This window comes from Acidovorax sp. GW460-11-11-14-LB4, assembly GCF_059423685.1.
The window spans coordinates 15,860-36,104 of record NZ_JBWKYJ010000019.1 but is presented as its reverse complement, the minus strand read 5'-3'; the positions used below and the strand labels follow the sequence as shown (position 1 = coordinate 36,104).

Annotated in this window: 18 protein-coding genes; 15 read left to right on the top strand and 3 right to left on the bottom strand. The window is 61.0% G+C overall.

Going from position 1 to position 20,245, the window contains the following annotated elements:
• Positions 1-14: 14 nt before the first annotated feature.
• The 10 genes from nuoG to AC07X4_RS09650 all read left to right on the top strand — a co-directional run bounded on the left by nuoG (position 15) and on the right by AC07X4_RS09650 (position 10,895).
• Positions 15-2,147: an NADH-quinone oxidoreductase subunit NuoG gene (gene nuoG, locus AC07X4_RS09695; RefSeq protein ID WP_260666822.1), complete on the top strand. Its 2,133-nt coding sequence runs from the start codon at positions 15-17 to the stop codon at positions 2,145-2,147.
• Positions 2,144-3,226 (top strand): NADH-quinone oxidoreductase subunit NuoH, encoded by a 1,083-nt coding sequence (gene nuoH / locus AC07X4_RS09690; protein WP_494739953.1) that lies wholly within the window; start codon positions 2,144-2,146, stop codon positions 3,224-3,226. The genes nuoG and nuoH overlap by 4 nt, the downstream gene beginning before the upstream one ends.
• Before the next feature lie 12 nt (positions 3,227-3,238).
• Positions 3,239-3,751: an NADH-quinone oxidoreductase subunit NuoI gene (gene nuoI / locus AC07X4_RS09685; RefSeq protein ID WP_010463942.1), complete on the top strand. Its 513-nt coding sequence runs from the start codon at positions 3,239-3,241 to the stop codon at positions 3,749-3,751.
• A 50-nt stretch (positions 3,752-3,801) separates the two neighbouring features.
• Entirely contained in the window at positions 3,802-4,470 is a 669-nt protein-coding gene (locus AC07X4_RS09680; protein WP_056061571.1) for an NADH-quinone oxidoreductase subunit J, read from the top strand.
• A complete protein-coding gene (nuoK, locus tag AC07X4_RS09675; RefSeq protein WP_005793248.1) occupies positions 4,467-4,775 on the top strand; it encodes an NADH-quinone oxidoreductase subunit NuoK in 309 nt (102 codons plus the stop codon). The genes AC07X4_RS09680 and nuoK overlap by 4 nt, the downstream gene beginning before the upstream one ends.
• 31 nt (positions 4,776-4,806) lie before the next feature.
• The gene (gene nuoL / locus AC07X4_RS09670) at positions 4,807-6,846 is read left to right on the top strand and encodes an NADH-quinone oxidoreductase subunit L (protein WP_494739952.1); all 2,040 of its coding nucleotides are present in this window, start codon (positions 4,807-4,809) and stop codon (positions 6,844-6,846) included.
• Positions 6,847-6,858: 12 nt separating this feature from the next.
• A complete protein-coding gene (locus AC07X4_RS09665) occupies positions 6,859-8,334 on the top strand; it encodes an NADH-quinone oxidoreductase subunit M (protein WP_056061577.1) in 1,476 nt (491 codons plus the stop codon).
• 29 nt (positions 8,335-8,363) lie between these two features.
• Positions 8,364-9,857: an NADH-quinone oxidoreductase subunit NuoN gene (nuoN, locus tag AC07X4_RS09660; protein WP_056061579.1), complete on the top strand. Its 1,494-nt coding sequence runs from the start codon at positions 8,364-8,366 to the stop codon at positions 9,855-9,857.
• Positions 9,858-9,930: 73 nt separating this feature from the next.
• On the top strand, positions 9,931-10,236 hold the full coding sequence (locus tag AC07X4_RS09655; RefSeq protein WP_494739951.1) for a DUF2818 family protein: 306 nt from the start codon (positions 9,931-9,933) through the stop codon (positions 10,234-10,236).
• 176 nt (positions 10,237-10,412) lie between these two features.
• Positions 10,413-10,895: a DUF1178 family protein gene (locus AC07X4_RS09650; RefSeq protein WP_494739950.1), complete on the top strand. Its 483-nt coding sequence runs from the start codon at positions 10,413-10,415 to the stop codon at positions 10,893-10,895.
• 47 nt (positions 10,896-10,942) lie between these two features.
• Here the strand turns inward: AC07X4_RS09650 and AC07X4_RS09645 are convergent, their stop codons facing one another.
• Complete coding sequence (locus AC07X4_RS09645; protein WP_494739949.1) at positions 10,943-12,778, bottom strand: ABC transporter transmembrane domain-containing protein; 1,836 nt, start codon at positions 12,776-12,778, stop codon at positions 10,943-10,945.
• A 378-nt stretch (positions 12,779-13,156) separates the two neighbouring features.
• On the opposite strand from AC07X4_RS09645, the gene AC07X4_RS09640 reads away from it, so the two are divergent.
• The 5 genes from AC07X4_RS09640 to AC07X4_RS09620 all read left to right on the top strand — a co-directional run bounded on the left by AC07X4_RS09640 (position 13,157) and on the right by AC07X4_RS09620 (position 17,893).
• Entirely contained in the window at positions 13,157-13,927 is a 771-nt protein-coding gene (locus AC07X4_RS09640; RefSeq protein WP_015013285.1) for an ABC transporter ATP-binding protein, read from the top strand.
• Positions 13,927-14,640 (top strand): ABC transporter ATP-binding protein, encoded by a 714-nt coding sequence (locus AC07X4_RS09635; protein WP_056747689.1) that lies wholly within the window; start codon positions 13,927-13,929, stop codon positions 14,638-14,640. Before AC07X4_RS09640 ends, AC07X4_RS09635 begins: the two co-directional genes overlap by 1 nt.
• A gap of 59 nt (positions 14,641-14,699) precedes the next feature.
• Positions 14,700-15,896, top strand: coding sequence for an ABC transporter substrate-binding protein (locus AC07X4_RS09630; RefSeq protein WP_056061590.1), 1,197 nt, complete (start codon positions 14,700-14,702; stop codon positions 15,894-15,896).
• A 98-nt stretch (positions 15,897-15,994) separates the two neighbouring features.
• Complete coding sequence (locus AC07X4_RS09625; protein ID WP_056061592.1) at positions 15,995-16,879, top strand: branched-chain amino acid ABC transporter permease; 885 nt, start codon at positions 15,995-15,997, stop codon at positions 16,877-16,879.
• Positions 16,880-16,891: 12 nt separating this feature from the next.
• Positions 16,892-17,893 (top strand): branched-chain amino acid ABC transporter permease, encoded by a 1,002-nt coding sequence (locus tag AC07X4_RS09620; RefSeq protein WP_056747694.1) that lies wholly within the window; start codon positions 16,892-16,894, stop codon positions 17,891-17,893.
• Between the two features lie 56 nt (positions 17,894-17,949).
• Here the strand turns inward: AC07X4_RS09620 and AC07X4_RS09615 are convergent, their stop codons facing one another.
• Both AC07X4_RS09615 and AC07X4_RS09610 read right to left on the bottom strand, forming a co-directional pair.
• A complete protein-coding gene (locus AC07X4_RS09615; RefSeq protein WP_494739948.1) occupies positions 17,950-19,119 on the bottom strand; it encodes a lipocalin-like domain-containing protein in 1,170 nt (389 codons plus the stop codon).
• Positions 19,120-19,139: 20 nt separating this feature from the next.
• The gene (locus AC07X4_RS09610; RefSeq protein ID WP_494739947.1) at positions 19,140-20,231 is read right to left on the bottom strand and encodes a PLP-dependent cysteine synthase family protein; all 1,092 of its coding nucleotides are present in this window, start codon (positions 20,229-20,231) and stop codon (positions 19,140-19,142) included.
• Positions 20,232-20,245 lie beyond the last annotated feature (14 nt).

The following is a 20,245-nucleotide window of genomic DNA, read 5'->3' as shown; positions in this document are numbered from 1 at the left end:
TCGCGAGAAAACATATGGTTGAAATTGAACTGGACGGTCAGAAAGTGGAAGTCGCCGAGGGCTGCATGGTGATGCATGCGGCTGAAAAGGCTGGCACTTACATTCCGCATTTCTGCTACCACAAGAAGCTTTCGATCGCCGCCAACTGCCGCATGTGCCTAGTGGACGTGGAGAAGGCTCCCAAGCCCATGCCAGCCTGCGCCACGCCGGTCACGCAGGGCATGATCGTGCGTACCAAGAGCGACAAAGCCATCAAGGCGCAGCAGTCGGTCATGGAGTTTCTGCTCATCAACCACCCTCTGGACTGCCCCATCTGCGACCAGGGCGGCGAGTGCCAGTTGCAGGATCTGGCCGTGGGCTACGGTGGCTCCTCCTCGCGGTACGAGGAAGAAAAGCGCGTGGTGTTCCACAAGGACGTGGGCCCGCTGATCTCCATGGAGGAGATGAGCCGCTGCATCCACTGCACCCGTTGCGTGCGCTTCGGCCAGGAAGTGGCGGGCGTGATGGAACTCGGCATGATCCATCGTGGCGAGCATTCTGAAATCACCACGGTCACCGGCGACACGGTGGACTCTGAACTGTCGGGCAACATGATCGACATCTGCCCCGTGGGTGCATTGACCAGCAAGCCTTTCCGTTACAGCGCCCGCACCTGGGAACTGTCGCGCCGCCGCTCGGTGAGTCCACATGACTCCACCGGTGCCAACCTGATTGTTCAGGTCAAGAACCACAAGGTCATGCGCGTTGTCCCGTTTGAAAACGAGGCTGTTAACGAATGCTGGATTGCCGACCGCGACCGTTTCTCCTATGAAGCGCTCAACGGTGACGACCGCCTGACCCAGCCCATGCTCAAGCAGGGCGGGGTGTGGAAGGAAGTGGACTGGCAGACTGCGTTGGAATACGTGGCCAATGGCCTCAAGAACATCAAGAACGACCACGGCGCTGCCAGCATTGGTGCGCTGGTGAGTCCGCACAGTACGTTGGAAGAGCTGTATCTGGCCAGCGCCCTGGTGCGCGGACTTGGTAGCGACAACATCGACTATCGTCTGCGCAACGCCGAGTTTGCTGCTCCCGAAGGTATTCGCTGGCTCGGTACGTCCATCGCTTCGTTGTCCACGCTCCAGCGCGTGCTGGTCGTGGGTTCCAACCTGCGCAAGGACCATCCGTTGTTTGCGCAGCGCATCCGTCAGGCGGCCCGCCATGGCTGCCAGGTCAGTGCCATCGCTTCGGTATCCCATGACTGGGCCATGCCGGTGCAGACATTTGTGGCACAAGGTGCCGGCCAGTGGGTCGAGATGCTCGGAGGCATTGCTTCCGCCATCGCCCATGAAAAGGGCATTCCTGCTCCGCAAGGTGCCAGCGCGGCCAGCGAGGCTGCCCAGGCCATCGCCCGCTCGCTGCTGGGCGGGGAGCGCAAGGCGGTGTTGCTGGGCAATGCGGCGGCGCACCACGCGCAAGCTACGCAGTTGCTGGCATGGGCCAACTGGATTGCAGAGAACACCGGTGCAACAGTGGGCTACCTGACAGAGGCCGCCAATACGGTGGGCGCGCAATTTGCGGGCGCTCACCCTGTCAACGGTGGACTGAATGCTGCTCAAATGCTCTCCGGTGGTTTGAAGGCGGCGGTGCTGCTGAACACCGAGCCCGTCCATGATTCTGCGACGGGTGCTCAAGCTGCAACTGCTCTTGCTGGTGCAGAAATGGTGGTCACGTTGAGCCCCTTCAAGGCCAACATGGAGTTCAGTGACGTTTTGTTGCCAATTGCTCCGTTCACGGAAACTTCGGGCAGCTTTGTCAACGCCGAGGGACGCATACAGGGTTTCCACGCCGTGGTGCGCCCTCTGGGCGATACCCGTCCCGCTTGGAAGGTTCTGCGCGTGCTGGCCAACCTGTTGGGTGTGCCAGGCTTTGACTTTGAGACCTCCCAGGACGTTCTGGCCCGTGCGACGAACGCCGCTGCCGGTGCCGTTACGCAGGTGCCCGCCGCACAGTTGTCGAATGCAGTGAAGGCGTCGCCAGCCGCAACGGCTGCAGCTGGTGATCCGGTCGTGGCATCCATCTATCAACTGGACGGCTTGGTGCGCCGTTCTACGTCGCTGCAGCTCACTGCCGACGCACGCATGGCACGCGAAGGAGTGGCCGCATGATCGACGCGATCTACAACGCGGGCCTGAACCTGCTCTCCTTTGGGTGGTGGACTGGCATCGTCTGGCCAGTGCTCTGGATCCTGATCAAGATCGTCTGCATCTTGGCGCCGCTCATGGGTGCCGTGGCTTACCTCACTTTGTGGGAGCGTAAGCTGCTGGGCTTCATGCAAGTGCGCCACGGTCCCAACCGCGTGGGACCGATGGGGCTGCTGCAGCCCATTGCTGACGCACTGAAGCTGCTGACCAAGGAAATCATCCAGCCTGCGGCGGCCAGCAAGGGCCTGTTTGTTCTCGGGCCCGTTATGGCCATCATGCCGGCCCTGGCTGCCTGGGTGGCCATTCCTTTCGGCCCCGACGTGGCCTTGGCGAATGTGAATGCTGGTCTGTTGTTGGTGATGGCCATCACTTCCATCGAAGTCTATGGCGTGATCATTGCGGGCTGGGCTTCCAACTCCAAGTACGCATTCTTGGGCGCACTGCGGGCCTCGGCACAGATGGTGAGCTACGAAATCGCGATGGGCTTTTGTTTCCTCGTCGTGATCATGGTGTCGGGCAGTATGAACCTGACGGAAATCGTGCTGGGTCAGGGGCGGGGCATGGCCGCAGACAAGGGCCTGACGTTCCTGTCTTGGAATTGGCTGCCCCTGCTGCCGATCTTCCTTGTGTACCTGATCTCTGGCGTGGCAGAAACCAACCGCCATCCCTTCGACGTGGTGGAAGGCGAGGCAGAAATCGTGGCCGGCCACATGGTCGAGTACTCCGGTATGGGCTTCGCGATCTTCTTCCTGGCCGAGTACGCCAGCATGTGGCTCGTGTCCATCCTGGCGGCTCTCATGTTCCTGGGCGGCTGGCTGTCTCCCATCGATAGCGCGGTGTTCAACTGGATTCCAGGCTGGATCTGGCTGGGTCTCAAGACCTTCCTTGTGGTATCCATGTTCATCTGGATCCGGGCTACCTTCCCGCGGTTCCGGTACGACCAGATCATGCGTCTGGGCTGGAAGATCTTCATTCCGGTCACGCTGGTGTACTTGTTGTTTGTTGGCGGGTGGTTGCTCTCGCCTTGGAATATCTGGAAATAAGCGGGGACACAAATGACTGCTGTTGCTGCTGCTGCACCTTTTTCGTTCAAGGATTTCTTCAAGAGCTTCATGCTCGTGGAGTTGCTCAAGGGGATGGCCCTGACTGGCCGCTACGCGTTTCGCCGCAAGGTGACCGTGCAGTTTCCCGAAGAGAAGACGCCTTTGTCGCCACGCTTCCGTGGCCTGCATGCACTGCGCCGTTATGACAACGGCGAGGAGCGTTGCATCGCTTGCAAGCTGTGCGAAGCCGTATGCCCTGCGATGGCCATCACCATCGAATCGGATGTGCGTGCAGATGGTTCGCGTCGCACCACGCGCTATGACATCGACCTGACCAAGTGCATCTTCTGCGGGTTCTGCGAAGAGAGCTGCCCGGTCGATTCGATTGTCGAGACACACATCTTTGAATACCACGGCGAAAAGCGTGGTGACCTGTATTTCACGAAGGACATGCTCTTGGCCGTGGGCGACCGGTACGAAGGTGAAATTGCGGCAGCCAAGGCTGCAGACGCCAAGTACCGCTGAGCGGTACGGGGTTCAGCCTCTTTGCCAGACTTTCTATAAAGACCCGATTCATGGACGCCAAGACTGGTTTCTTCTATCTCTTCTCGGTGGTGCTGCTGTTTGCAGCCTTCCGGGTGATCACTGCGCGTAACCCTGTGCATGCAGTGCTGTATCTCATCCTTGCGTTCTCGCAGGCGGCGGCTGTTTGGCTGTTGCTCAAGGCAGAGTTCCTGGCAATTGCGCTGGTGCTGGTGTACCTGGGCGCGGTCATGGTGCTCTTCCTGTTCGTGGTGATGATGCTGGACATTCATATCGATACCGTACGCAAGGGGTTCTGGAAGCATTTCCCTTTGGCGGCCCTCATTGGGGCGGTCATCGCCCTGGAAATGGCTGCCGTGTTGATGGGCGGATTCCGCGGCATGGAAGAGCCCAAGGCCGTCGCTGCCATGGTCGATGCCGCTGGTCATGTGGTCCCGTACTCCAACACCAAGGCGTTGGGCAAGCTGCTGTACACCCAGTATCTGTATCCCGTTGAGATCGCTGCAGTCATTTTGCTGGTGGCCATGGTGGCTGCCATCGCACTGACCCTGCGTCAGCGCAAGGACAGCAAGGCCATCAATCCTTCAATGCAGATCCGAGTGCGTGCGGCCGATCGTCTGGCAGTGGTCAAGGTGGCCGCCACCCAAAAGCCTGATGCTGAAGAGCCTGCGCAAGCTGCTGCCGAGGAGAAAAAAGCATGACATTGACTCTGGGCCACTTTTTGTCGCTGGGCGCCATGCTGTTTGCGCTCGCTGTGATCGGCATCTTCCTGAACCGCAAGAACCTGATCGTGCTGCTGATGGCGATCGAGCTCATGCTGCTGGCCGTGAACATGAACTTCGTGGCGTTCTCCCACTACCTGGGAGACATGCACGGCCAGGTGTTCGTGTTCTTTATCCTGACCGTGGCAGCCGCTGAATCGGCGATCGGCCTGGCCATCCTGGTGCTGCTGTTCCGCAACAAATCCAGTATCAACGCGGAAGACCTCAACACCCTCAAGGGTTGATGGGTCGCGAGTATTCCCAAGGTTCTCAAGAATGAGTCAAACCCTCTCTGCTTCAACCCTCCTGGCAGTGCCGTTGGCACCGCTGGCAGGCGCCGTACTGGCCGGCGTCTTCGGTACGACCTTCGGTGGTAACTGGATCGGTCGTCGCCTGAGCCATACCCTGACCATCCTCGGGGTGCTGGTTGCTTTCATCCTCTCGGCGATGACGCTCAAGAGCGTGGCGCTCGATGGTGCCCGGTTCAACGAAACCCTGTACACCTGGATGGTGGTGGGTGGCTTGAAGATGGAAGTGGGCTTCCTGATCGACAGCCTCACGGCGATGATGATGGTGGTGGTGACCTTTGTGTCGCTGATGGTTCACATCTACACCATTGGCTACATGGAAGAAGACGAGGGCTACAACCGCTTCTTTGCCTACATTTCGCTGTTCACCTTCTCCATGCTCATGCTCGTCATGAGCAACAACCTGCTGCAGCTGTTCTTCGGCTGGGAAGCCGTGGGTCTGGTGTCCTACCTGCTCATCGGGTTCTGGTTCAACAAGCCTTCTGCCATCTTCGCCAACATGAAGGCGTTTCTGGTCAATCGTGTCGGCGACTTTGGCTTCATTCTGGGCATTGGCCTGATCGCAGCGTATACCGGCACCTTGAACTATGGCGAGATCTTCGCCAAGGCGGGTGAACTGGGCTCTGTGTCGTTCCCCGGCACCAGCTGGATGCTCGTCACGGTGATCTGCATCTGCCTGTTCATCGGCGCTATGGGCAAGTCAGCGCAGTTTCCCTTGCACGTCTGGCTGCCTGATTCGATGGAGGGTCCGACTCCCATCTCAGCTCTGATCCACGCTGCTACCATGGTGACCGCCGGAATCTTCATGGTGTCGCGCATGTCGCCTCTGTTCGAGCTGTCGGACACTGCGCTCAACTTCATCCTGGTGATCGGTGCCATCACAGCATTGTTCATGGGTTTCCTGGGCATCATCCAGAACGACATCAAGCGCGTGGTGGCGTACTCGACGCTCTCGCAGCTCGGCTACATGACAGTAGCGCTTGGCGCCTCGGCGTACTCGGTGGCTGTGTTCCACCTGATGACCCATGCGTTCTTCAAAGCCTTGTTGTTCCTGGGCGCAGGCTCGGTCATCATGGGCATGCACCACAACCAGGACATCCGCTGGATGGGCGGTGTGCGCAAGTACATGCCCATCACCTGGATCACCTCGCTGCTGGGTTCGATGGCCCTGATCGGTACGCCGCTGTTCTCTGGTTTCTATTCCAAGGACAGCATCATTGAGGCGGTGCACTTCAGCCATCTGCCTGCAGCCGGTTTTGCACATTTCGCAGTGCTCGCGGGTGTGTTCATCACGGCGTTCTATTCCTTCCGCATGTACTTCCTGGTCTTCCATGGCAAGGAGCGTTACGACCAGAATCCGGATGCTCACCACGACGATCACCATGGCCACGGCCACGATGATCACCACGAACCGCACGAGTCTCCCTGGGTGGTGACGGTGCCTCTGGTGCTGTTGGCCATTCCTTCGGTGGTGGTGGGTTTCCTGTTCATCCAGCCCATGCTGTTTGGGGACTTCTTCAAGGATGTCATTTTTGTGGATGCGGCCAAGCATCCTTCCATGGCACACATGGCGGAGCATTTCCACAGCGCCTGGGCCATGGCATTGCATGGTCTGCAGACGGCGCCGTTCTGGCTCGCATTGGCAGGTGTTGCGCTTTCGTACTACATGTACATGGTCAATCCTGCGTTGCCCACGGCGATCAAGGCGCGCGTACAGCCCATCTACACGTTGCTTGAAAACAAGTACTACCTCGACTGGATCAACGAGAACATTCTGGCCCGTGGTGCACGTGCGCTGGGCGTGGGTCTCTGGAAGGGTGGGGATCAGGCTGTGATCGATGGCGCCCTGGTCAACGGGTCCTGGAAGCTGGTCCGTGGCGTCGCGGGAGTAGTCCGCTGGGCGCAGTCTGGCTTTATCTTCCATTACGCACTGGTGATGATCCTGGGTGTATTCGCACTGATGACCTGGTTTGTCTGGGGCGATGTTTTCATGCAGCTCATCAAATAAGGAAAACAACAAATGGGTCTGTTGAGTCTTGCAATCTGGACACCGATTGCGTTTGGCGTGCTGTTGCTCGCCATCGGGCGCGATGAGCACGCGCGTGCCGTGCGCTGGCTGGCGCTCGTCGGCGCGCTGATCGGCTTCCTGGTCACGCTGCCTTTGTACGATGGCTTCAAGCTGGGTACAGCAGCCATGCAGTTTGTGGAGAAGGCTGACTGGATCGAGCGCTTCAACGTCCACTACCACCTTGGGGTGGACGGCATTTCCTTCTGGTTCGTGCCGCTGACAGCATTCATCACCGTCATTGTGGTGATTGCTTCCTGGGAGTCGATCACGGAGCGCGTGAACCAGTACATGGGAGCTTTCCTGATCCTTTCGGGGCTCATGATCGGTGTGTTCAGCGCACTCGATGGCATTCTGTTCTATGTGTTCTTCGAGGCAACGCTGATCCCGATGTATCTGATCATCGGCATCTGGGGCGGCCCCAATAAGATCTACGCAGCGTTCAAGTTCTTCCTGTATACGCTGCTCGGGTCGCTGTTGATGCTCATCGCGCTGATCTACCTGTACAACCAGTCGGGTGGCAGCTTTGACATTGCGACCTGGCATCAGCTACCGTTGAGCGGACGTGCACAGACCCTGCTGTTCTTCGCATTCTTTGCCGCCTTTGCTGTGAAGGTGCCCATGTGGCCCGTCCACACCTGGCTGCCCGATGTGCACGTGGAGGCGCCTACGGGCGGTTCAGCAGTGCTGGCCGCCATCATGCTGAAACTGGGTGCCTACGGTTTTCTGCGGTTTTCGCTGCCAATCGCTCCTGACGCTGCACGCCAGTGGGCTTGGCTGATGATTGCCTTGTCGCTGATCGCCGTGATTTATGTGGGCCTGGTGGCCATGGTCCAGAAGGACATGAAGAAGCTGGTGGCTTACTCGTCGGTGGCGCACATGGGTTTTGTGACCTTGGGCTTTTTCATCTTCAACGACCTGGGCGTGTCCGGCGGTATTGTCCAGATGATTGCGCACGGCTTTGTGTCCGGTGCGATGTTCTTGTCCATCGGTGTCTTGTACGACCGCGTGCACTCCCGTGAAATCGCCGCCTATGGTGGCGTGGTCAACACCATGCCGAACTTCACGGCGTTTGCCCTGCTGTTTGCCATGGCCAACTGCGGTCTGCCGGGTACGGCCGGTTTTGTGGGTGAGTGGATGGTGATCCTGGGTGCCGTCAAGGCCAATTTCTGGATCGGCCTGGCTGCCGCCACTGCGCTGATTTTTGGTGCTGCTTACACCTTGTGGATGTTCAAGCGTGTGTACCTGGGCCCCGTGGGCAATGACAACGTCAAGGGCTTGACGGACATCGACAGCCGCGAGTTCCTGGTGCTTGCTGTGCTGGGCATCGCGGTGCTGGCCATGGGCCTCTACCCCCGTCCGTTCACCGACGTGATGGACACCTCGGTGGCAGAACTGCTCAAGCATGTCGCGCAGACCAAGCTGAACTGAACAGACCAGACTGAACTGAGAGATTCGAGATGATTGACAACATCAGCTGGCTAGCGATTTACCCCGAAATTGTGCTGTTGACGATGGCCTGCGTGATTGCGCTGGTTGATCTGGGCGTACACAGCCCTCGTCGCACCAGCACCTACGTGCTGACCATGCTCACGCTGGCCGTGGTGGCTGCCCTGCAGGCCATGTATGCCAGCAGCGGTAATACCTTCTACGGTTTTGGAAACATGGTGGTGAGTGACGCCATGGGCAATTGGCTCAAGTGTTTTGCCACCGTGGCCATGATGGTCACCCTGGTGTATGGCCGCCCCTATGCTGCCGACCGCGACATGTTGCGGGGGGGCGAACTCTTCACGCTGTCCATGTTCGCTTTGCTCGGCATGTTCATCATGATCTCGGGCAACAACTTCCTGGTGATCTACCTGGGGCTTGAATTGCTCACGCTGTCGAGCTATGCCCTGGTGGCATTGCGTCGCGACAACGCTACTGCTACAGAAGCGGCCATGAAGTATTTTGTGTTGGGCGCCATGGCCAGTGGCTTCCTGCTGTATGGGTTGTCCATGGTGTACGGTGCTACGGGCTCGCTGGATATTGGCCAGGTGTTTAAGGCAGTCAATTCCGGTCAGATCAAGCATCAGGTGCTGGTGTTCGGCTTGGTGTTTGTGGTAGCCGGTCTGGCCTTCAAGCTGGGGGTGGTGCCCTTCCACATGTGGATTCCTGATGTCTACCAGGGCGCACCCACTGCAGTGACGCTGATGATTGGTGGTGCGCCCAAGCTGGCTGCATTTGCCATCACCATCCGTTTGCTGGTGGATGGTCTGCTGCCGCTGGCTATCGACTGGCAGCAGATGCTGGCCGTGTTGGCGATTGGTTCTTTGCTCGTGGGTAACCTGGCAGCCATTGCGCAGACCAACCTCAAGCGCATGCTGGCCTACTCCACCATCTCCCAGATGGGCTTTGTGCTGCTGGGCCTGATGTCCGGGGTCATCAATGGCAACGTGGACGCCACTGCGGTGGAGAACGCCTACAGCGCCTCGATGTTCTACGTCATCACCTATGTGTTGACCACGCTGGCGGCCTTTGGTGTGATCCTGCTGCTGGCCCGGGAAGGTTTTGAGAGCGAAGAGATTTCCGATTTCGCAGGCCTCAATCAGCGGAGCCCCCTGTACGCTGGCGTGATGGCTGTCTGCCTGTTCTCCATGGCAGGTATTCCTCCTCTGGTGGGCTTCTATGCCAAGCTGGCGGTTCTTCAAGCCCTGATCGCTTCGGGGCAGACCATCTACATGGCGATGGCTGTGTTTGCCGTGATCATGTCGCTGATCGGTGCGTTCTACTACCTGCGGGTGGTGAAGGTCATGTATTTCGACGCACCCTTGACCGCTACCAATGTATCGGCGCCCGCCGATGTGCGCGTGGTGCTGACCATCAACGGCGCTTTGGTGCTGGTGTTGGGCTTGCTGCCAGGCGGTTTGATGGCCCTGTGTGCCGACGCCGTGGTCCGCGCACTGGCGACCTGATCGCTAGCCTGCGCGCACACGCCGCGCGGGCTACTGCTCCCATTCCCAATTTGCTGCCTCGATCAGTTCCTCTGTGTCACTCACCGGTTCGGTTTGGCTTGTGATTGTGGCGGCTTTGATTGCCGCCAATCTGCCCTTCGTCAATCAGCGCTGGCTGGTGGTGGGCCCCTCCGTCGCCAACGGCAAGCCTCTGGTCGGGCGCATGGCCGAACTGATCGCTTTGTACTTCTTGGTGGGCGGGATGGCTCTGTTGTTGGAGCGTCGTGCAGGCCAAATTGCACCTCAGGGCTGGGAGTTTTACGCCATCACCGGCACCATGTTTCTCACGCTCGCCTTCCCCGGGTTTGTCTATCGGTATCTGCTGCGGCGCCACGGCTGAAGCAGCGGTCGGTTCCGGGCAGAGCCATTCGAAAAAGCCTTGAGGGCACTTCCCCGTTGCCAGCTGTAGGCCGGCAGATGGGGTCGAGCACTTCTGAACACAACTCTGCACCTGGACGTTGACGTGCCTTGTAGCGCAAATCATGGGATCGCGCTCACCAGCGTACGATGCATCTTATGAAGGTACTGGATCTCCAATGTCAGCACGGCCATGTGTTCGAAGGCTGGTTTGGTTCTGAAGATGACTTTCAGAGCCAGAAGCAGCGCGGGTTGGTGCAGTGCCCTTTGTGCGCAGACGTCCATATCGACAAGCGGCTGAGCGCGCCGCGCCTGAATCTGGGCGCCCGCGAGCCCTCCGCAGCTGCGGCGGCACCGTCCGGCACAACTTCTGTTTCACATGCTGTTTCCAGCGCGCAGGTCGAGGCATTAACGCTTCCGCCAGCACTACAGGCAGCGTGGCTGGAGCTGGCCCGCAAGGTCGTCGCGAATACCGAAGATGTCGGCTCCCGGTTTGCCGATGAAGCCAGGCGCATGCACCACGGCGAGATTCAGGATCGGGCCATTCGTGGCCAGGCCACCGCGCAGGAGGCGTTGCAGCTGCTGGATGAGGGCATTGCCGTCATGCCGCTGCCAGCGGCAGTCAAGGAAACCCTGCAGTAGCCACTGCACCCGGTCCAGGGGGTAGACCTTGCGGAATGGTGCCGGGATCAACTGGTGAACTGCAGTGCAGCCAGACGCGCATACACCCCACCTTGTACCATCAATGCGCTGTGGGTGCCTTGCTCCACGATCTGACCGTGGTCCAGCACCACGATGCGGTCGGCATTTTGTACCGTGGCCAGGCGGTGGGCGATCACCAGCGTGGTCCTTCTGCCCGTGTGGCGCTGCATGGCGGTGTCCAGCGCGGCCTGCACCATGCGCTCACTTTCTGCGTCCAGTGCGCTGGTGGCCTCGTCCAGCAGCAACAGGGGCGGATTTTTGAGCATGGCTCGGGCAATGGCGATGCGTTGGCGCTGGCCGCCCGACAGGCGTACACCCCGTTCGCCCAGAAACGTGTGATAGCCCTCGGGCAGGGCTGCGATGAAGTCATGCGCAAAGGCAGCCCGGGTGGCCGCTATGACATCTTCGTCGGAGGCGTCCGGACGGCCATAGCGGACGTTGTCCATGGCCGAGGCGGAGAAAATCACGGCATCCTGGGGCACGGTGCCCGTATGGGCGCGCAGTGTGTCCAAGCTCAGGTCGCGGATGTCCACACCGTTCAATAGGATGCGTCCCTCTCGTGAACCCTGAGCACCCGCCTCCCTGCCTCTATCCACGTCATAAAAGCGCTGCAGCAACTGAAACACCGTGGTCTTGCCCGCCCCGCTGGCGCCCACCAGTGCCACCGTCTCTCCGGGTGACAGGTGCAGCGAGAAGTTCTGCAGTGCGGGCTGATCCGGGCGCGACGGGTAGTGAAACTGCACGTTGTCAAACTGCACCTCCAGCCCCTGATCCGAAGTGGGCAGCCGCTTGGGTATTGCTGGGTTCGCCACCGGGGATTGGCTGGACAGCAACTCCATCAAGCGCTCGGTGGCACCGGCAGCACGCAGCAGGTCTCCGTACACTTCGCCCAGTACTGCCACCGCGCTCGCTAGCAGAATCACGTACACCACGGTCTGGCCCAGGTGGCCCGCACTCATCTGCCCTGCCAGCACGGCTTCTGTGCCCCGGTACAACCCCCACAGCAGAAGGGCCGCGTTGGCGATGATGATGAAGGCCACGAGCAAGGCGCGTGCCTTGGTGCGCTTGACTGCCGCGCGAAAGGCGTCTTCCGTGGCCCGCGCAAACCTTGAGGCCTCGCGTGGCTCTGCGGTATAGCTTTGCACCACGGGGATGGCGTTGAGCACTTCGGCCGCGATGGCGCTGGAGTCGGCCACGCGGTCCTGGCTGTCGCGTGACAATCGGCGCACCCTGCGACCGATCCACATCGTGGGCAGCACCACCAGCACGACGGCCAGCAGTACCACCGACATTACATAGGGATTCGTCCACACCAGCATGATCAGGGCACCCAGGCCCAGAACCGCATTGCGCAGCCCCATGGACAGCGATGAGCCGACCACGGTCTGCACCAGCGTCGTGTCCGACGTCAGCCGCGACAGCACCTCGCCGGTTTGGGTGGTCTCGAAGAACTGGGGGCTTTGCTGCAGCACATGGCTATAGACGGCGTTGCGCAGGTCAGCGGTGACGCGCTCGCCCAGCCAGCTCACCATATAAAAGCGCGCGGCTGAAAACCCGCCCAGTGCCATGGCCACCGCAAACAGCTCTTCAAAATGCCCGCGAAGGGCCATGGCCTGCGCTCCCCGGTCACCCGTCGCAGAGACCAGACCTCCATCGATGAGATTGCGCAGTGCCATGGGAAACGCCAGTGTGGCCAATGCCGCCAGCACCAGGAACACCAACGACAGTGCAATGCGCGCACGATACGGCCGCAAAAAGGGCAGCAGTCCCGTGAGCGAGCGGGGGGCGCCACGGGCGGGTGTGGAGGAGGGGAGGGAGGGCATCATGGCAGTGTAGGCGGCTCAGCTGGGTGCCGCAGAAGGAGCGCGGTCCGGCCCCTCTATGGATATAAGTGGTGCCCACGGCGGTGAATACCAAGGCTTGTCAGTAAAAAGTCAGTGATGGGCGCGGCGCTGCACCACCACCGCGTGTGGTCTTCTGTGCCAGCCACGGCGCCAGATTGAGCATTGGCGCGCTGCCCGCGCCCGTACATCCCCAGCGCCATGCGCCCTCAGGGCGGGTACGTAGGCATTTATACATAGGCATTAGTCCCAGTATCTACCGCGGGGTAGGGAGACATACGATGCGTTGCGATCCAACCTCCCCGGAGACCTTGTTGCAAGGCTCCTCATTTCAGCACCTTACGGAGCGGCCAAGGCGCAATGAGCGACGTCATTCTTGAAACCAACAGCCTGACCAAAGAGTTCAAGGGCTTCACCGCCGTCAGTGACGTGAACCTGGCCGTTCGGCGCGGCTCCATCCATGCGCTGATCGGTCCCAATGGGGCGGGCAAGACCACGTGCTTCAACCTGCTCACCAAGTTCCTGGAGCCGACCTCGGGTGTCATCCGCTTCAACGGGCACGACATCACGCGGGAGCAGCCCGCGCAGATCGCACGCCGTGGAGTGATCCGCTCGTTCCAGATCTCGGCCGTGTTCCCGCACCTGACACTCATCGAGAACGTGCGCCTGGGCCTGCAGCGCAAGCTGGGCACTTCGTTTCACTTCTGGCGCAGCGAGCGCACCCTGCGGCAACTGGACGACCGCGCCATGCAATTGCTGACCGAGGTGGGACTGGAAGACCTGGCCGATGAAGTGACCGTGAACCTGCCCTATGGCCGCAAGCGCGCACTGGAGATCGCGACCACGCTGTCCATGGAGCCCGAGTTGATGCTGCTGGACGAGCCCACGCAGGGCATGGGCCACGAAGACGTGGACCGCGTTACGCAACTCATCAAGAAGGTCTCGGCAGGCCGCACCATCCTGATGGTGGAACACAACATGAAGGTGGTGTCGACCATCGCAGACCGTATCACCGTGCTGCAGCGCGGCGCCGTGCTGGCCGAAGGCCCCTACGCAGAAGTCTCCAACAACCCCCAAGTCATGGAAGCCTACATGGGCACGACCGACGGCCAACTGCAGGGAGCGCACTGATGGCTGGCGCTCCCGCACTCGAAATCAAGAACCTCGAAGCCTGGTACGGCGAGTCGCATGTGCTGCACGGCGTGGACATCGTCGTCCAGCCGGGCGAGGTGGTCACGCTGCTGGGCCGCAACGGTGCAGGCCGCACCACCACCATGCGCGCCATCATGGGGCTGACCGGTGCGCGCAAGGGTTCGGTCAAGATCAACGGCGTGGAAACCGTGAACATGCCCACGCACCGTATTGCGCACCTGGGCGTGGGCTACTGCCCTGAAGAGCGTGGCATTTTCTCCAGCCTGTCGTGCGAAGAAAACCTGCTGCTGCCACCCGCCCTCAAGACGGGCACGCCGGGCATGTCGGTGCAGGAGATCTACGCCATGTTCCCCAACCTGGCCGAGCGCAAGAACAGCCAGGGCACGCGCCTGTCGGGCGGTGAACAGCAGATGCTGGCCGTGGCCCGCATCCTTCGCACCGGCGCCAACCTGCTGCTGCTCGATGAAATTTCCGAAGGCCTGGCGCCCGTCATTGTGCAGGCCCTGGCCCGCATGATCACCATGCTGCGCCAAAAGGGCTACACCGTGGTCATGGTTGAGCAGAACTTCCGCTTTGCCGCACCGCTGGCCGACCGGTTCTACGTGATGGAGCACGGCCGCATCGTGGAGAAGTTCGGCGCTGCCGAGCTGGAAGCGAAGATGCCTGTGCTCAACGAACTGCTGGGCGTCTGAGCCACGCCCACACCCTTTCCCCACCATTTTCTTCCACCACACCCACAGGAGACAAATCCATGAAGAAACAACTCAAAGTGCTGGCACTGATGCTGGGCGTTGCAGGTCTGGCCACCTCGGCCGCGCACGCGCAGGACAAGGTCAAGATCGGTTTCATCACCGACATGTCCAGCCTGTATGCGGACGTGGAAGGCAAGAACGGCGCAGTGGCCATTCAGATGGCGATTGATGACTTTGGCGGCAAGGTGCTGGGCATGCCCATCGAGCTGCTGACAGCAGACCACCAGAACAAGGCCGACATCGCAGCCTCCAAGGCCAGGGAGTGGATCGATACCCAAGGCCTGACAATGCTGTTTGGGGGAACCAACTCGGGTACCGCACTTGCTTCGGCCAAGGTCGCTGCAGAGAAAAAGCGTGTCTATATCAACAACGGTGCTGCCAGCTCCGCGCTGACCAACGACCAGTGCACACCGTACACCGTGCACTACGCGTATGACACTGTGGCACTGGCCAAGGGCACGGGCTCGGCCATTGTGGATGGTGGCGGCAAGAGCTGGTACTTCCTGACGGCAGACTATGCCTTCGGCCATGCGCTCGAAGCCGACACCACCGCCGTGGTCAAGGCCAAGGGCGGCAACGTGGTGGGCGCTGTGCGCCACCCGCTGAACGCGTCCGACTTCTCGTCCTTCCTGCTGCAGGCACAGAACTCCAAGGCACAGATCCTGGGCCTGGCCAATGCAGGTGGTGACACCATCAACTCCATCAAGGCTGCCAAGGAGTTCGGCATCGGCAAAAGCATGAAGCTCGCCGGCCTGCTGATCTTCATCTCCGATGTGCACAGCCTGGGCCTGCGCAACACCGAAGGCCTGCAGTTCACCACCAGCTGGTACTGGGATCTGAACGACGAGACCCGCAAGTTCTCGGCCCGCTTCTTCGAGAAGACCAAGCGCATGCCAACCGAAATCCAGGCGGCTGACTACTCGGCCACCATGAATTACCTCAAGGCCGTGGAAGCCGCCAAGTCGGTGGACGCCGACAAGGTCATGACCACATGGCGCGGCATGAAGATGAACGACTTCTTCGGCTCGGGCCAGCTGCGCGCCGACGGCCGTTACGTACACGACATGTACCTGATGGAAGTGAAGAAGCCTGCAGAGTCCACCAAGCCCTGGGACTACTACAAGCTGATCAAGAAGCTGCCTGGTGACTCCGTGTTCACCACCAAGGCCGAGAGCAAGTGCCCGCTCTGGAAGTAAACCCCTGAGAGGGCCCACGCCGGCCAAGCTGTCCCAGCGGGACGCCGGTCCCGGTGTGGCCCTCTGACCTGAACTCTCTCCACCTGCTGCTGCCTCCCATGGAAATCTTTGGTGTCTCATTGCCCGGCCTGTTGAGCCAGCTCCTTCTGGGGCTGGTCAACGGATCGTTCTACGCAATCCTCAGCCTGGGGCTGGCTGTGATCTTTGGCCTGCTCAACGTCATCAACTTTGCGCACGGTGCACTGTTCATGACCGGGGCATTGCTGACATGGATGGCCATGAACTACTTCGGCATCAACTACTGGTTGATGCTGGTGCTGGCGCCGCTCTTGGTGGGGCTGTTTGGGGTGCTGATCGAGCGCTTGCTGCTGCGCTGGATCTACAAGCTTGATCACCTGTACGGGCTGCTGCTCACGCTGGGTCTGACCCTGCTGATCGAAGGCGTGTTTCGCTCCATCTATGGCGTGTCGGGCCTGGGCTACGACACTCCCGAGCTGCTAGAAGGCGCGACCAACCTCGGCTTCATGATCATGCCCAATTACCGTGCGTGGGTGGTGGTGGCCTCGGTGGTGGTGTGTATCGGCACCTGGTACGTGATCGAAAAAACCAAGCTCGGCGCCTATCTGCGCGCCGGTACTGAAAACCCGCGCCTGGTGGAAGCCTTCGGCATCAACGTGCCGGTGATGGTGACCCTGACCTACGCCTTCGGCGCTGCGCTGGCTGCCTTTGCCGGTGTGCTGGCCGCTCCCGTGTACCAGGTCACCCCGCTCATGGGCCAGAACCTGATCATCGTGGTGTTTGCCGTGGTCGTGATTGGCGGCATGGGCTCCATCATGGGCTCCATCTTGACCGGGCTGGGCCTGGGAGTGATCGAAGGTTTCACCAAGGTGTTCTACCCTGAAGCGTCTTCCACCGTGGTGTTTGTCATCATGGTCATCGTTCTTCTCATTCGCCCCGCCGGCCTGTTCGGCAAAGAAAAATAAGGGGCCGCCAGCATGAATTCCAAGAACACTGCCACCATTGGTTACGGCCTGCTGTTGCTGGCCCTCATTGCCGCGCCTTTTCTCGGCGCCTATCCCGTCTTCGTGATGAAGCTCATGTGCTTTGCACTGTTTGCTTCTGCGTTCAACCTGCTGCTCGGTTACACCGGCCTGCTGTCTTTTGGCCATGCGGCCTTCCTCGGTGGCGCCGCCTATGTGGCTGGCCACGCCATCAAGGTGTGGGGCCTGACGCCTGAAGTAGGCCTGCTGCTCGGCACCGCCGGTGGCGCGCTGCTGGGCCTGCTGTTTGGCTGGCTGGCCATTCGCCGCCAGGGCATCTACTTCTCCATGATCACATTGGCGCTGGCGCAGATGCTGTTCTTTGCCTGTCTCCAAGCCCCCTTCACGGGTGGTGAGGATGGCTTGCAGGGTGTGCCGCGCGGCAAGCTGTTTGGCGTGATCGATCTGCAAAGCGACCTCGTCATGTACTACGTCGCGCTGGTCATCGTGGTCGCAGCGTTCTTGCTGATCGTGCGCACCATCCACTCGCCGTTTGGCCAGGTGCTCAAGGGCATCAAGGAGAACGAGCCCCGCGCGATCTCGCTGGGCTATGACACGCACCGCTTCAAGCTGCTGGCCTTTGTGTTGTCGGCGGCTCTGGCGGGCCTGGCAGGCTCTCTCAAGACCCTGGTGCTCGGCTTTGCCACGCTGTCCGATGTGCACTGGACCGCGTCGGGCCAGGTCATCCTGATGACGCTGGTAGGCGGCCTGGGCACGCTGTCGGGCCCGCTCATCGGCTCGGCCGTGGTGGTGCTGCTGGAGAACAAGATCGGCGAATTCGGCAACCTGTTGGCCGCCTTGACCAGCGTGGAATGGTTCAAGACCCTGGGCGAATCCGTCACCATGGTCACGGGCCTGATCTTCGTGATCTGCGTGCTGGCTTTCCGCCGCGGCATCATGGGCGAGATCATTGCCTGGCTGGCGCAGCGCCGCGCAGGCAACTCTGCCAAGCATTGAAGATGTGACACCGCCCGATCTGGCGGTATCTTTCTGACATCAAGCCGCTGCTGCTTTTACAGGCGCAGCGGCTTTGCGTATCCAGTCATCTCCAGGTAGCCCCTACCTATGGGTTGGCCTCTGGCGCTCATCAGGTCCGACAGCCCTTCCCAATAGATGGCCCCCGTTGAACCGCTGCTGTCCAGCTCCTGGCTTTCCAGCAGCGCATTCACGTCAAAGCTGCCTGCGGGCGTTTCCACCCGCCACTGCACCGGGTAGCGCGCGCCACTGCGCGGGCTGGCCCACCACCGCAAGGGGGTGAACGCCACAGACTGTGCGCCAAACACCTGCACCGGCTGCCCGGGTGCCCGCCACGATCCGCCCGCCCACAGCGCGGTGCCATCAGCCCGCCGCAGTCGGAAGGCCGTGAGCGCACTTCCATCATGCAGGTTCATGCCAATCCAGTCCCACCCCTGGGCCTCGGGGTGCAGCAGGGCCTCGCTCCACTCGTGGTCCATCCAGGCGCGGCCCGTGTCGGGCGTCACCACCATGCGTTTGTTGCCCACCTGCAAGGTACCGCTGACGGTGAGCTGAGGCTGGCTGTAGTAGTAGCTGGCCTGCTCGGCGTCCGGCCCCTTGCGGGACAGCCCCTGCTGCCCTTGCAACAGCACGGGCTGGGTGCTGTCAAACACCAGGTCCAGCCCAAACTCGCTGCCCACGATGTGTGTGATGTAGCGGCTGGCTGCAAAGTCTGGCTTGCCGCGTGCCGTGTCCCTGCGTTCCAGCGTCCAGTCCTGCAGGCGGATGCGGGTGTCGGCCTCGCTGGCTTGCGCCACACCAAACCCTGCGCGCGCAATGCGCTGGTCATGCACCAGCCGCTGCCCGCGCACATCGGTGATGGCGGCGTGCGCGAACAGCAGGTGTTTGGCAGCAAACGCCGACTGCAGCTGTTGCGTTGCATCGACCCGCGAGCGAAAGAATGTGATCTGAAAGCCCCACGGTTGCCCCTGCGCCTGCACCTGGCCGGTGATGTACCACCACTCAGTACGCAGCTCCGGGTGGCTGCCGTGGTCACGGGGAAAGCTCAACGCCCGTGCAGGCAATGCATGCGCTGTCTCGGGCAACCACCCTGCAGCACCGACGGCTGCCAGGCCCACGGGCACCCGCGTTACCAGCCACTGGCGTCGCGTGGCCAGAGGGCCACTTGGTTGCGTCAACAGGCCTGGAGGCAAAGCAGAAAAGGGCATGGTGCGGAGGGGAGCGGGCGTCAGCCGATCAGTGCGGCTATCTTCTGCTGTGCGGCCGAGCAATCACCAAACGTGCGGTCCACCCATTCAGTGTCGAAATACGTGGGCAAGTACCGTTCGCCCGCATCACACAGCAGCGACAGGATGGAGCCGCGCTCGCCCCGCTCGCGCATCTCGCTGGCCAGTGCGAGCATGGCCACAAAGTTGGTGCCGGTGGACGGCCCCACGCGCCGTCCCAGCAACTGCGACAGCGCGCGCATGGCGGCGATGGACTCGCAGTCCGCCACGTCCACCATGCGGTCCACCAGCGTGCGGATGAAGCTTGGCTCCACCCGTGGGCGACCAATGCCTTCAATGCGGGATCCTGGCGCCGTCAACTGCGCATCGCCCGTGCGGTGGTAGGCGCTGAACACCGACCCCGCTGGGTCGGCCACACACACCTGCGTGGCATGGCGCTGGTAGCGCACATAGCGGCCAATGGTGGCGCTGGTGCCACCCGTGCCCGCGCCCACCACAATCCAGCGCGGCACAGGGTGCGGCTCGCGCGCCATCTGCGTGAACATGCTCTCGGCAATGTTGTTGTTGCCGCGCCAGTCGGTAGCGCGCTCGGCATAGGTAAACTGGTCCATGTAGTGGCCGCCTGTCTGCTCGGCAATCGCACGCGCAGCGTCATACACCGCGCCCGCACTGTCCACAAAGTGGCAACGCCCACCATGGAACTCGATCTGAGCGATCTTTTCTGGCGACGTGCTGCGCGGCATCACCGCCACAAACGGCAACCCCAGCAGCCGGGCAAAGTAAGCCTCACTCACCGCCGTGGAGCCGCTAGACGACTCGACGATGGTCGACCCCTCATGCACCCAGCCATTGCACAGCGCATACAAAAACAGCGACCGCGCCAACCGGTGCTTCAGGCTGCCCGTGGGGTGGGTGGATTCGTCCTTGAGGTACAGGTCAATGCCATGCGCAGCAAACGCGGGCAAGCGCAGCGGGATCAGGTGGGTGTCGGCACTGCGCTGGTAGTCGGCTTCGATGCGGGCGATGGCTTCGTGCAGCCAGGGGGCGCGATCTTGAGGGTGGCAAGGTCCGGAGGTGTTCTGTTGAAAAGACATAGTTGCATTGTCGC